The 12,931-nt window shown below is 63.4% G+C and carries 10 protein-coding genes, 1 pseudogene and 2 riboswitches; of the genes and pseudogenes, 2 read left to right on the top strand and 9 right to left on the bottom strand.

Annotated features, from left to right (window positions below; genetic code table 11):
- Window positions 1-409: 409 nt before the first annotated feature.
- The 8 genes from AB4074_RS04495 to speB all read right to left on the bottom strand — a co-directional run bounded on the left by AB4074_RS04495 (window position 410) and on the right by speB (window position 8,578).
- Window positions 410-1,357 (bottom strand): proline dehydrogenase family protein, encoded by a 948-nt coding sequence (locus AB4074_RS04495; RefSeq protein WP_441412297.1) that lies wholly within the window; start codon window positions 1,355-1,357, stop codon window positions 410-412.
- A gap of 80 nt (window positions 1,358-1,437) precedes the next feature.
- Window positions 1,438-1,692 carry a hypothetical protein gene (locus AB4074_RS04490; RefSeq protein ID WP_441412296.1) on the bottom strand — a complete coding sequence of 85 codons (255 nt, stop codon included), beginning with the start codon at window positions 1,690-1,692 and terminating at the stop codon, window positions 1,438-1,440.
- A 29-nt stretch (window positions 1,693-1,721) separates the two neighbouring features.
- Window positions 1,722-2,585 (bottom strand): ACT domain-containing protein, encoded by an 864-nt coding sequence (locus tag AB4074_RS04485; protein ID WP_441412295.1) that lies wholly within the window; start codon window positions 2,583-2,585, stop codon window positions 1,722-1,724.
- 122 nt (window positions 2,586-2,707) lie between these two features.
- A complete protein-coding gene (mscL, locus tag AB4074_RS04480) occupies window positions 2,708-3,139 on the bottom strand; it encodes a large conductance mechanosensitive channel protein MscL (protein ID WP_236813712.1) in 432 nt (143 codons plus the stop codon).
- Window positions 3,140-3,250: 111 nt separating this feature from the next.
- The gene (locus AB4074_RS04475) at window positions 3,251-4,546 is read right to left on the bottom strand and encodes a D-arabinono-1,4-lactone oxidase (protein WP_441412294.1); all 1,296 of its coding nucleotides are present in this window, start codon (window positions 4,544-4,546) and stop codon (window positions 3,251-3,253) included.
- A 28-nt stretch (window positions 4,547-4,574) separates the two neighbouring features.
- Window positions 4,575-6,107 carry an aldehyde dehydrogenase family protein gene (locus tag AB4074_RS04470; protein WP_441412293.1) on the bottom strand — a complete coding sequence of 511 codons (1,533 nt, stop codon included), beginning with the start codon at window positions 6,105-6,107 and terminating at the stop codon, window positions 4,575-4,577.
- A 12-nt stretch (window positions 6,108-6,119) separates the two neighbouring features.
- Window positions 6,120-7,577 carry a purine-cytosine permease family protein gene (locus AB4074_RS04465; protein WP_441412292.1) on the bottom strand — a complete coding sequence of 486 codons (1,458 nt, stop codon included), beginning with the start codon at window positions 7,575-7,577 and terminating at the stop codon, window positions 6,120-6,122.
- Window positions 7,574-8,578: an agmatinase gene (speB, locus tag AB4074_RS04460; protein WP_441412291.1), complete on the bottom strand. Its 1,005-nt coding sequence runs from the start codon at window positions 8,576-8,578 to the stop codon at window positions 7,574-7,576. Before speB ends, AB4074_RS04465 begins: the two co-directional genes overlap by 4 nt.
- A gap of 245 nt (window positions 8,579-8,823) precedes the next feature.
- Here speB and AB4074_RS04455 point away from each other — a divergent pair, with 245 nt between their 5' ends.
- Window positions 8,824-10,317, top strand: a complete 1,494-nt coding sequence (locus AB4074_RS04455; protein ID WP_441412290.1) for a PucR family transcriptional regulator — start codon at window positions 8,824-8,826, stop codon at window positions 10,315-10,317.
- A 39-nt stretch (window positions 10,318-10,356) separates the two neighbouring features.
- On the opposite strand, the gene cycA is transcribed toward AB4074_RS04455, so the two are convergent.
- Window positions 10,357-11,832 (bottom strand): D-serine/D-alanine/glycine transporter, encoded by a 1,476-nt coding sequence (cycA, locus tag AB4074_RS04450; protein ID WP_441412289.1) that lies wholly within the window; start codon window positions 11,830-11,832, stop codon window positions 10,357-10,359.
- Window positions 11,833-11,979: 147 nt separating this feature from the next.
- Window positions 11,980-12,077: riboswitch (glycine riboswitch) on the bottom strand.
- 226 nt (window positions 12,078-12,303) lie between these two features.
- Window positions 12,304-12,404: riboswitch (glycine riboswitch) on the top strand.
- 150 nt (window positions 12,405-12,554) lie between these two features.
- Here cycA and AB4074_RS04445 point away from each other — a divergent pair.
- Window positions 12,555-12,931: pseudogene (locus tag AB4074_RS04445) on the top strand (glycine dehydrogenase (aminomethyl-transferring)); the annotation flags it as partial.

The raw sequence follows: 12,931 nt of genomic DNA, 5'->3' as shown, positions 1-12,931 counted from the left end.
TGGGATCCCGCGTTGGGATCCCAAAAACAAAAGTAGATGTGACCCGGCGCACTGTCAAGAGATTTGGTATACAAAGCGAAGAAACGGAATGTGACCGAGGGGTGAAATCCGGTGACATGTGGGCACGGGTGCCCGAAGCGACGCCGGTATGGGATACCGGCGCGGTTCCTACCCGCCGAGGTATGGCATGGGATTCCGGGAAATATCGGGAAATACCGGGCCGGGCGTTGCGGCGTCGGCCTGGCGACACGCAAATGACCTGCCGACCCGCTCCCTACCTCACGACGCGCGACTGGCTACGGGACCGGGAGAAAGTCCTGCGACGCCTGGATCCGGTGTCGACAGGGAATTTCCGCGTCACGAGGCATTTAGGGCGTCGCGAAGCGTTTGGGACAGGACCCGGGAGGGCTTAGCTCGGGTTGAGGTCGGCGAGGGCCGTCAGCGCCCGCTCGGGATGTTCCGCGATGCGGTTGAGGACGTACAGCCACCACTCGCCACCGAAAATGACGTACTCGCGCGTCCTGTAGCCGTCCCTGTGGAGCTGGTCGAGAAGATCGGTGCCCAGTCCGAGGAGCATTTCGAATTCGATCGCGTCGGTCTTCAGCGCCTCGCCGTGCGTGGCGATGAGGATGTTGACGAGCTCGTCGTCATGCGTCGCGAGGGAAAACGGGTGGCCGGAGAGGATGAGCTGGCTCGCCAGGTCGAGGTAGGCATCGGTCAATTCGACGCTGTTGCGAGGGTAGGCGACGGACTCGGGTTCAAGGAACGCGCCTTTGACCAGCCGAACGGTACCCGGGTGGCGAAGGGCCCGCTCGAGGTCTCCGGGGGTGCGGTGCAGACGGGCTTGGAGTGTGATGCCGACACGGGGGATCTCGACCGCGAGTTCGTCGTACAGGTCCAGGAACAGATCGGTCCGATCCGAACCTTCGGCCGAGATCATCAGCCCCGTTCCGAACGGTTCCGTTATCGCGGCGAGCTGACGTACGTGGTCGAGCGCAAGCTCAGGGTCCACGAGGGCACCGAGGTGGGAAAGGTCGAAAGAAACTGTGCTCGGCAGGCCGGTCTTTCCGAGGGCAGCGCCCAGCTCAAGGAACACCCCGGCTTCCGAGCGTGCGAGGTCGGCGTTGCGCACGCTCTCACCCGCGTATTCGATACTCGCGGCATGCCCGCGGGCCACCGCCGCTGCCGCTACCTCGATCGCGTCGGCCGCAGTGTCCCCAGCCGAGTATCGCCTTGCCACGCGCGCGGCCATTGTCGCCAAGGCCGGTGTGGACATGACTCGTTGCTTCAGGTCTTCATCCAATGCCCATGCCCGGAGGGTATCGGCGGCACGCTGGAGATCAATCTTGGTAGTCACCCGACAAACTGTACCGGCGGAGTTTGCGGTCGCCGGCGTCGGGTTCACCATGTGAAATCCAGACCGGCCCTCTGCCCTCGCTACTCCTCCGGCAAACACCACATCGAGATGCGTGCGCCGTCCGGATCCGTGGTGATGCGGAGCCGCAGCTCCCGGCCCATCAGGGCTTCATGCCCATCCTTCGACGCCAGCTGGTCCCCGAGTTTGCCGATGGCAACGGCCATCGCCCGGCCCCAGTGCTGGGGCTCCCGGCTCGTGGCCACCGCCTCGGCGCTGGGCAGCCCGGGAACGGATACCCCCGGAGCATCCGGCTCTCTCATGTCCATGGCACTCATCCCGCCACCACCTTCCAGTTGTCGCCTGGTTAGTCCCGGTCCCTGGATTCGGCGCTCCGGGTGTGCGCCAGGCTTTCCGCGAGCTCGGCCAGCCGATGTGCACGTGCTGATTCCGCCGGCGTGAACGGCTCGCCCGGTCGGGAGAACACTAGCGGGCCGTGCCAGGCGGTGGGGATCTTGAGGAGCGTCGTGGAGGGCCCGACGGCGGCGCCCGCCTCGACGGCCTGACCCTCGGGTTCCGGGGTGACGATTTTCGCCGAAAGGAGTTCCGCAACCGCCAGCGGTAGTTCTTGCGGGTTGTCGGCGATCCGGGCAGCCAGGCTCAAGGCCTTGGTCTGGCCGTCCGCCATGGCGAGTGCAGTGGTAGGCCACACGTGCGAATCCCGGCCGCCGCCGTCGTCGAGCGCTGTCAGTAGCTCTTGCTCGCCGAGGTGGCCCGGAGCGGAAAGTACGAATTCGTCCATGACGGCTCCATCCATGGGGTGGACATGGATGCTGAGGATATTGATGTCGGTCCGGGCCAGCGATTGGGTGATGCGTTGGAGGGAACCCGGCTGGTCGCGGAGCACGGTCCTCGCCCGCCAAAGAGCCGGGGCCAAATGGAGCTTCCTGCGGTGGCGGAGGGCAGGCGCGTGGATCCAGCGCCGCAGAATCCTGGCCGCGGAGGGTTCGGCGACCCAAATGACCAGGATCGTTGCCGTGACGGTGAGGAGGAGCACCTTGGCCAGGTATGGCAGTTGCGTTTCAACGACGATGGCGTGGACAAGAAGTTCGATAGGGAGCATCACGGCGATTTGGGCCACGGTGACCCGGGCCTTCGGAGCCTCGGGCATCTGGCCGCACACTTCGCAGGAGAGCTCGGCTGTAGCGGAAGTCCTCTTGTTCGGCTTCATGGCACTATCGTGCCCGAGCCCTGTTTCAGGCGGATTGCGCCTGCGTCACGATCTTGGGCAGCACTGATGGGGGCCAGTTCGGCGCCGACCGGACGCGCCGAACTGGCCGTAATGCCCGAAACCTAGCGGGCGTTCTCGTTGCTCTTGTTGGCGGCGGCGAGATCGGTCAGGAGGTCGCGGATTTCAACAAGCAGGGCGGTGTCAGCCGGCAGCGGCTCGTCCTCGGGCTCTTCGATGGAGGCACGGCGCTTGGTCAGTTCGTTGATCTTGTTCATGGGCGCAACGAAGATGAAGTACACCACGGCGGCCGTGATCAGGAAGGTCACGAACGCGGTGATGACGGCACCGAAATTGACGAAGGTCTTCGCGTTGTCGGGCCAAATGGAGAAGCCCAGTCCCTGCGCGTTGACTCCGCCGGCGGCGGCGATGACCGGATTGATGATGTTGGTGGTGAACGCTGCGACCAGGGCTGTGAACGCGGTGCCGATGACGACGGCGATGGACAGCTCGATAATGTTGCCGCGAAGAACGAAGTCCTTGAAACCTTTGAGCATGAATTATCCTCCGAGTGGGTACGAGTGTCTGGCTCAAGCAGAGATCAAACTACCATTCCAAGGTTTCAACGCGTGTATTGGGCCCGGATTCGCCGGGCCCAATACACTCACCTAGCCCAGCAGGGCGCGAGTGTGGTCGTTGAGGAACATTCCGCGCGGATCGAACTCGCGGCGTACCTGGATGAAGGTGTCCAGCTCCGGGTAGAGGCGTTCCAAGCGGCTCCGGGTCATGAAGTGGATCTTTCCCCAGTGCGCACGCGGTTCGAATTCCTGGAGCAGCGCATCGGCATCCCGGAAGAACTGCCAATAGTCGGTGCCGGGTTCAGTGGTGAGGGTAATGACGGTGCTGTCGCAGCCCTGGAACTGGGACATGTAGCCATCGTCGGCCTTCACCCAGCGGACCTCCACGGGGTACCTCTGCTCGGGATACTTGGTGCGGATCAGGTCCTGGATGGCCTCGACGGCGGCCAAGCCGTCCTCGCTGCGGACGAAGTACTCAAGTTCGTGGAACTGCGTGGTGAATCCGCCCGGATAGATCCGGTAGGAGCGGTCCAGGCGGGAGCCATCAACGGTTGAGATTTCCCGCTCGTCCCGGACGCGGGCCACGTTGTACCGCTTGGTGTAGCTACGGTTTGCCATGCTCAGGCCGGGTGCGCCAGGGAGGTCCAGGAGCTCGCACGAATCGTTCCCGGGACACCAGAGGAAGGAGTAGTGCCTGTTGGAGTCGATATCCGTATCCCAGGTCGAAGCGGTCTCGTCCCACGTGGGGTAGGTGATTTGTTCCTGCAGGTAGTAGCTGTCCTCAACAGCCAGTTCCACCTCCAGGAAAACCCCGAGCGTACCCAACGCGACCTGGGCGGCCCTGAGTTCGCGGAGCTGCCCCTCGCCGATTTCCACGATTTCGCCGTAGCCGTTGATCAGCTTCACCCAGCGAAGGTTGGACGAGAAGCTGCCCAGGTTCATCCCCGAACCGTGGGTACTGGTGGCCAGCGCCCCGGCGATCTGCTGTTTGTCGATGTCGCCCTGGTTACCCAAGGCCAGCCCCTGTTCCCAGAGGGGATCGCCGAAGGCGTTGATGGTGGTCCCGGCCAGGGCCCTGGCACGACGCCGCTCGCGGTCGGTTCCGGTGATCGCCGAAAGACCGGACATGTCCAACATGACACCACCCGTCTGGACCAGCGGCGAGGACGAATGCCCCGAGCCGACCGCCCGCACAGGCAGGCCTTCACGGATCGCGAAACGGACGGCGTCGAGGGCTTCTTGTTCGTTCCGCGGCCGCACGGTGAAGGCTGGCGTGGCGCTCTGGTTCCCGCCCCAGTTGGTCCACGTGACGTCCGTGCCGAAAGGGGCGGACGGAGTGGCGGCGCGTGCCGGGGATGCGTTGCGGGGAAGGTTCGCGGTGGTCATTGATCAGCTCCGTTGCTTGTCTGAACGCTCATGCGCCGTGGTTGATCATGACGTGCTTGGTGCGGGAGTAGTCGTCCAAGGCGTAGAGCGAGAGGTCGCGGCCGTAGCCGGATCCCTTGAATCCGCCCCACGGTACCTCGCAAGCCAACACCAAGTGTGAATTGACCCAAACGGTCCCGAAGTCGAGTTGCTTAGGAACGCTCAGCGAGAGGCTTGAATCCGTGGTCCACACTGAGGCTGACAAGCCGTAAGGGCTCTCGTTTGCGCGGGTGACGGCCTCTTTAGTGGAACTGAAGGTCTCCACCGTGACGACGGGGCCAAAGATCTCGTGGGTTGCGATGTGCGCCCCGGCTGGCACGTTGCTGATGACGGTGGGCTCGATGAAGTAGCCGGGGCCTTCCAACGCCGAACCGCCAATGGCGACGTGCAGGCCAGCAGCTTTTGCCTCGGCCAGCGATTCCTTGACGCGCTCGAAGTGCGGGCGCGAAATCATGGGACCGATTTCGACGTCGTCCCCCGCGTCTGGTGCCCCGACCACCAACGTGCTGACTTCGCGCACGAGGTGCTCGGTGAACTCGGCGGCCACCGATTCGTGGACGAGCACGCGGCATGCAGCGCCACAGTCCTGGCCGGCATTCCAGTAGCCGGCGTTCCGCACGCCGGCAGCGGCGGCGCGGAGGTCGGCGTCGGGAAAGACGACAACCGGGGCCTTGCCGCCGAGTTCCAGGTGGACGCGCTTGACTGATTTCGCGGCGGTTTCCGCCACGGCCTGTCCGCTGACGACACTCCCCGTCAACGCGACGAGGGCAACATCGGGGTGTTCGGAAAGCCGTTGGCCAACGGTCCGGCCCTGGCCCGTGACGACATTGAGGATGCCATCCGGAATGCGGCCGGCCACGAGCTCCGCCAGCTTCAGCGTGGAGAGCGGCGTCTGCTCGGAAGGCTTGAGGACGATGCTGTTTCCGGCGGCCAGGATCGGCGCGATCTTCCAGGCTGCCATCAAAAGCGGGTAGTTCCACGGGGTGATGACGCCCACCACTCCTACGGGCTCCCTGAGGATGACCGAGGTGTGCCCGGTGGCGTAGTCGCCGCCGGCCATGGAGGTCAGCGTGCGGGACGCTCCGGCCATGAAACGGAAGGTGTCAATGGTGCTGGAGACGTCGTCTTCCGCGACGGCCCGCGGTTTGCCTGTGTTGGCGGACTCGATGGCTTCGAAGGCTTCCCGGTTCGCTTCGATGATGTTGGCGATCAGGTTCAGGACCTCGGACCGCTCCTTCGGCGTGGTGGATCCCCAAGACTTCTGCGCCGCCACGGCTGCTTCCACGGCAACGTCAACGTCTGCGGCGGTGCCGGCCTGCACGGAGGCGATGACCTGCTCGGTGGCGGGGTCCACCACGTCGATGAGCTCGGTGGAAGAACCTGGAACAAACGATCCGCCGATGAAATGCCCGCCGGGCGGCAAGGGCAGCGGCAAGATGTCCGAGCCGTTGTGGGCCGCAGAGGAGCTGTTGTCTTCGCTGACGCGGCGGACGGTGAACTGTTCGGTGTCAATGAGTGTCATGATTTTTGCCTTTCAGATGAGGTCAGTTGCAAGTACGCGGGCTCGAACGGGCTCGGGCTGGATCTTCTTCCGGAAGGTGCGTGCCGCGACGTAGTAGAGAGGAGCAACCACGACGAGTCCGACAATCCAGGAGAGGTCCACGCCGCCCATGGCTGCCGCGACGGGTCCGGTGTAGATCGCTGTTGCCGAGAACGGAAGCTGGACCAGGGCGCCTGCCACGTAGGAAGCGATGGCGACCCAGTTGAACCGTCCGTACACTCCGCCGTCGCGCTTGAAGAAGTCTTCAACCCTGTAATCACCGTGCCGGAGGAGGTAGTAGTCCACCAGGTTGATGGCCGTCCAGGGAACCAGCACGTACATCAGGAAGGAGAGGAAGTTCGTGTAAAAGAGGATGAAATTGTCGCGTGCGAACAGCGAGATCAGGAGTGCGAACGTGAAGAGGATGATTGCCGCCACGCTGCGGGTCTTGGCGCGAGGCAGCCAGTTCGGCTTGAACGTCTGCCCAATCGTGAGGCTGCACAGGACGCCGCAGTAGAGGTTCATAGCGTTCGACGCCGCAACGCCGAGGCAGAAGATTCCGACGACGGCCAGGGTCCAGGGCTGGAGCAACGCCCCCATGCTGCCCACGATCTCGACGTTGCCTGCATCGGCGCCCATGGTCACCGCGAGGGTTCCCACCAAGGCACCCAGGATCATCGGGAAGAGGGTGCCCAGGACGCAGCCTGAGTAGGAGGCCCAGAATGCCGGAGCCGAGCCGGTGCCTTGCGGCATGTAGCGGGAGTAGTCCGAGACGTAGGGAGCGTAGGCGAGTTGCCACAAGGCGGATACGGAGACGGTGGCCATGAAGCCAACCCAGTTGAAGTTTCCCTGGTCCAGGAAAGTGGCGGGCAGCCCGTGGACGAACATGATCCAGACGAAGGCCAGAAGCAACGCCAAGCCGGCCACGATGCTGAGGAAGCGTGCGTAGGCGTGGATGAGCCGGTAGCCGAAAATCGTGGCAACGACGCTCACGACGCCGATGATGATGATGCCACCGTCAACACTGATGTCCGGGCTGACTGCCGCCATTGCTTCGCCGCCAAAGACGAGGTTCGCAGCGAAGAACCCGACGTACATGATCACCACGATGACAACGATCAGCAGCGCCCCGAAGGAGCCGAACTGGCCGCGGGTCTGGATCATCTGTGCCACGCCCAATTGCGGTCCCTGGGCGGAGTGGAGCGCCATGAAGATGCCGCCGATGACGTTTCCAAGGATGATTCCCACAACGGCGGGCACAAAGCTGAGCCCGAACACCGTAGTGGCGAGTCCGCCGGTCACGATCGTCATGATCATGATGTTGGAACCGAACCAGATGGTGAAGAGGTCCCGGGCTTTCCCGTGGCGTTCGTTCAGTGGGATGGGCTGGATGGTCTTGTCCTCGAGCCGGGGCACTTCGGTGGCCGCGGCGGGATTGCTTCGGGCGTTCATGATGCAGTCCAGGAGGCTGCTTGCAATTCGCGGACGGCGTTCGTCTCGGCCTTGCCGCGGTTCACCATCAGCGCGAGGAGGTCGAAGACCAGGGTGGCCGCGGCCACCGTGGTGATGTCTGCGTGGTCGTAGGCCGGGGCGACTTCGACGACGTCGGCGCCGACGATGTTGATGCCGTTCAGCCCGCGGAGCAGTGCCAGGAGTTCGCGGGAGTGGAGTCCGCCCATCTCGGGAGTGCCGGTGCCCGGTGCGTAGGAGGGGTCCAGGACGTCGATGTCGATGGAGACGTAGACGGGGTTGTCGCCCAGCCGCTCCTTGACCCGCTCGATGGCTGCCGGAACGCCGATGACGTCCAGGTCCGAGCAGCGGATGATCTGGAAACCGAATTCGTGGTCGCGGAGGAAGTCGTTGCGGTCATAGACCGGCCCGCGGATGCCGACATGCATGGAGGAGTCTTCGATGAGGAGGCCTTCTTCGAATGCCCGCCGGAAGATGGTTCCGTGGGTGACGGGCTGGTCGAAGTAGGTGTCCCAGGTGTCCAGGTGGGCGTCGAAGTGCAGCAACGCGACCGGTCCGTGGACCTTGTTCAAGGCCCGCAGCATCGGGAGGGCGATGGTGTGGTCGCCGCCGATCGAGATGAGCTTCTTGTCCTCGCTGATCAGGGGCAGTGCCTGCTCTTCGATTTCGCGGACGGCCCGTGTGATGTCGTAGGGGGTGCAGGCGATGTCGCCGGCGTCTACAACCTGGACTTCGTAGACCGGCTCAACGTCGAGTTCGGGATGGTAACCGGGACGCAGGAGCCGGGAGGCCTCGCGGACCGCGGCAGGACCGAAACGGGCGCCGGGCCGGAAGGACGTTCCGCCGTCGAACGGTACTCCGACGATCGCAATGTCGTAGTCCGGAACGCGGTCAATTTGGGGAAGCCTGGCAAAAGTGCCGAGGCCTGCATACCGGGGGACTTTGGTTGCGTCGACGGGGCCGATGGGCTTATGCGTTGTCATGCCGGGATCCTTCGTGCAGTGCTGCCGAGCGGCTTGCCGGCAGCTTTCGGTGTTGGGAGGAGGGTGCTCGCCTTTGAGCGGGAATGTCGAGTCGGGATGTTGGGGCGGGAAGTAAGTAATCCAATTCTTGGTGACGCACATCACTGCGTATAGCGGTAGATTGACTACAAATGGCCGAGGCGCTTATACAAATGTCTAAGTGCCCTGAAATAGCCGAAAACCAATGATCAGGGAGTGCACCTTCGATGGCGATTACCGTGGCCGAGCTCGTGGTAGAACCCCAGTTGGGACTGACGCTTCTGGCCGGATACGCAGGCAGTGGCAACCGGATCACGTGGGCGCACACTTCGGACCTGCCCCGGCTGTGGGAATGGGTCACCGGCGGCGAACTGATGATGACCAACGGGCTGTCCATCCCCGCCGACGCCCCAGGCCAAGTAGCGCTCGCAGAGGCACTCGTCGATGCAGGCGCCAGTGCGCTGGCCATCGGAGAGAAGATGCACGCGCCGGATTTGACGCCGGAATTCCTGGCAGTGTGCGAGCGGTTGCCGCTCCCGCTGCTGAGCATTCCGTATCCCTTGCCCTTCATCGCCATCGCCCGGACCGTTGCCGAGGCTTCCCTGCTTGAGGAATCGCGGCGTCTACGCCAGACCGCCCGGGTCTACGATCTGCTCCGTACCGCGGGAACAATCGAGGACCACTGGCAGGGGCTCCTCCGCGGCCTCGCGGCTGAGCTCGATGCGGAGCTGTTCGTAGTGGACCGGCGTTGCCTGCATCCGTGGCATCCGGACGGCAAGCCGCTGCCGGAAATTCTGCAGACGGAATTGGCACCGCTGACCGGCCACATACCCCTGACCGGGAAGAAGTTCCAGTGGCATCGGCTAGGGGATCGGCACGTGTTGATGATGGACATCCCCACCCACGCCAATGCATTGCTGGTGGTGCTGCCCAAAAGCGATCCGCACCCTGACGCCGTCGTGCTCCTCCACGCGGCAACAGTGCTGGGGCTGGAACTTTCACGAACAGTCCTGTCCCTGGAAAGCCAGCATCGCCTGGCTGGCGAGTTCCTCCGGCCAGCCGTTGATGGACGGCTGGGAGTCGCCGAATTGGAGAGCCGGCTTACCGCCTTTGATGTCCCAGCACAAGATTTCGTGATGGTCGCGATAGCCGCCGACGACGGCGAGCGGCTGGCGAACGTCCACGTGGAACTGTGGCGCCACGGATTTCCAGCCGCTTGCCTCCGGCGTTTCAACACACTTCATGTGGCGGTCTCCCAAGCGGTGACCGACGACGTCTTGATCCATTGCGCCGGGACCGACGTCCGGATTGGCATCAGCTCGCCTACGTCCGCCGCAGGCATCCAGCGTGCACTGCAGGAATCGCTGTGGGCGCTCGGTTCAGCCAAGGGCAACGCCGTCAACCTGGCCCACTACGCCGAGGGACCGTCTTGGCTGGGCCTCACGAGTTTCGAGGAAGGCACGGCGTTGGTCCAGCGGCTGCTCGGCCCGGTCTTCGAGTACGAACAGGGCCAGGAAGGTGACCTCATCGTGACTTTGAGGACCTACCTGGACACCCAGAGGTCGTGGCAAAAGACAGCTGCGGCACTCTTCGCCCACCGGCAAACCGTGATCTACCGTATCCGGAAAATCGGCGAATTGACGGGGCTGGACATGGGCGAAACGTCCACGTTGGCCCAGCTCTGGTTTGCGCTCCAGATTCACGAGGCCATGCATCAGTAGGCTCCTGCCCGGCTCTCCTGCCCGGCGGTGTGGCTTGGGTCAGGGAAGAACGGCGGCCTGGTTCGCGGCATCCTGCTCGGACTCGAGTTCCTCCTGGAATCTTGCGTACCGGGCCAGGTGGGTAGGACGGCGGCGCAGGAAGAACCACGCGACGCCGAGCACGATGAACCACGCCGGAGTCGCCAAGAGAGCCAGTAGCGTGTCGGGCTGGGTGGTCAAGGTCCACAGGACAAAGCCGAAGAACGCGAACACTACCCAGACCATCGGGATGCCGCCGGGCATCTTGAACTTCGAAGTGTCATGCAAATGCGGGCGACGACGACGGTAGGCGAGGTAGCTTGCCATGATGATCGACCACACGAAGACGAAGCAGACCGCTGACACTGTGGTCACCATGTCGAACGCCTTGCCGATGTCCTGCCCGGCGTACATCAGCACGACGCCGGAGAGCAGCAGCACGCAAGACAGGAACAGGGCATTGCGGGGAACCTTACGGCGGGACAGGCCGCTGAACACGGCGGGCGCGTCACCCTCCTGGGCCAGGCCGTAGACCATGCGGGACGTGGAGTAGATTCCGGAGTTGGCCGATGACATGGCCGAGCTGAGGACCACCAGGTTCACCACGGTGGCAGCGGCACCCAGTCCTGCCAGGGAAAACATGGCGATGAACGGGCTGTGCCCTGCGGCGAACTGGGTCCAGGGCGTGACGGACATCAAGATGATGAGGGCGCCCACATAGAAGAGCAGCACCCGGACAGGGATGGAGTTGATCGCCTTGGGCAGGTTCTTCTCCGGGTCCTTCGCTTCTGCGGCGGTGGTGCCCACCAGTTCAATACCCACGAATGCGAACACTGCGATCTGGAAGCCGGCGACGAAACCCATGAACTCGTTGGGGAAGAAGCCTCCGTGGCTCCACAGGTTGCTGAAGCTTGCCGGTCCGGCGCCGGACTGGAAGCCGCTAAAGATCATGAACAGGCCAACCACGATCAGTGCGGCGATCGCGATGATCTTGATGAGCGCGAACCAGAATTCGGTCTCGCCGAAGGCCTTTACCGTGGTCAGATTCAGGAGCAACAGAATGGCGATGGTGGCCAGGCCCGGAACCCATAGCGGAAGGCCGGGCCAGAGTTCCTGCGAATAGCCGGCGATGGCGATGACGTCTGCTATGCCGGTGATCACCCAGCAGAACCAGTAGGTCCAGCCGGTGAAGAAGCCTGCCCAAGGGCCCAACAGGTCCGCGGCGAAATCGCTGAAGGACTTGTAATGCAAGTTGGACAACAACAGCTCGCCCATCGCCCGCATGACGAAGAACAGCATGAAGCCGATGATCATGTAGACGAAGATGACCGAGGGGCCAGCCGCGGAAATGGTCTTGCCCGAACCCATGAAGAGGCCAGTGCCGATCGCCCCGCCGATAGCAATCAGCTGGATGTGCCGGTTGCTGAGCTGGCGATCAAGATGTGGTGTTTCGACGGCTTTGGCGGGCGGGTGATGAATCGTCAAGAGGAACTCCATCGTTCAAGTGGCACCAAAGGCGCCACGATGATTCGGGGTTCCTCCCCGCACTGTCTTGGACCTGAGAGATTCCGCGGCGCCGCGCTTTCGCATGGTTCCGCTTGCACCGTCGGTGAGCCCGGTTGCCGGGCTGCTTTCCAGAGTCGCCTCGCCGCGGCGGTACATGGGCCTGAGAGTTTCCTGGGGAGGATTTGCTCCTACGGCGCCTGCTGAATGTACCGGCAGGACTCTCCCGCCGCAGATCATAAGCAGTATTCAGTTGAGTGAAGAGAATCGCGGATGTGGAGGATTGGCCCCTTCCGGGCGGCCACCGATTCAGTGTGGGATAGCTCACTAAGAAATGTCAATTCCGCCTTTGCTTCGTCACGTCGGTGCCCGCTGAGCGCCGTTTTCGAACCGGGTGTTGCCGCGGCGCTGACGTTGTGTGTATGGTGTGAGCCGAATCACCCCCTCAAATCTGAATAAGCCTTTCGAACCGTGGCGGGAGAGTCCTCCCCGTCATCAACCGGGCAGGCGCCGTAGGAGCAAATCCTCCCCAGGAATCTCTCAGGCCCCCGTACCGCCGCGGCGAGGCGACTCTGGAAAGCAGCAAGGCCCCGGTCTGGCTCACCGACGGTGCAAGCGGGCAACCAAGCCTGCGGAATCTCTCAGGTCCGATACAGAGCGGGGAGGAACCCAACCCAAGCCGTGCCACTGTGGCCGGCCCTATCTTGGAGTTCCTCTTGACTGTTCAATCAACCCCCACCGCCTTCGCGGACCGGCATATCGGCGCCCGCCGCCAGGCCGACATTGACATCATGCTCAAGGCTGTCGGCTACGACAGTGTGGATGGCCTGGTAGACGTCGCCGTTCCCGATTCCATACGCCAATCGGCGCCCCTGACACTGCCGGGCGGCACTGATGCACTCAGCGAGGTCGAAGTCCTCGCCGAGCTGCGCCGCCTCGCCTCGAAGAACAAGACGGCTGTGCAGATGATCGGCCAGGGCTATTACGACACCGTCACTCCGCCGGTGATCCGGCGCAACATCCTCGAATCCCCGGCCTGGTACACGGCCTACACGCCGTACCAGCCGGAAATTTCCCAGGGYCGCCTCGAAGC

This window comes from Arthrobacter sp. 2MCAF14, from assembly GCF_052115645.1.
Taxonomy (GTDB): Bacteria; Actinomycetota; Actinomycetes; order Actinomycetales; family Micrococcaceae; genus Arthrobacter.
This window is presented reverse-complemented; position numbering and strand designations above follow the sequence as displayed.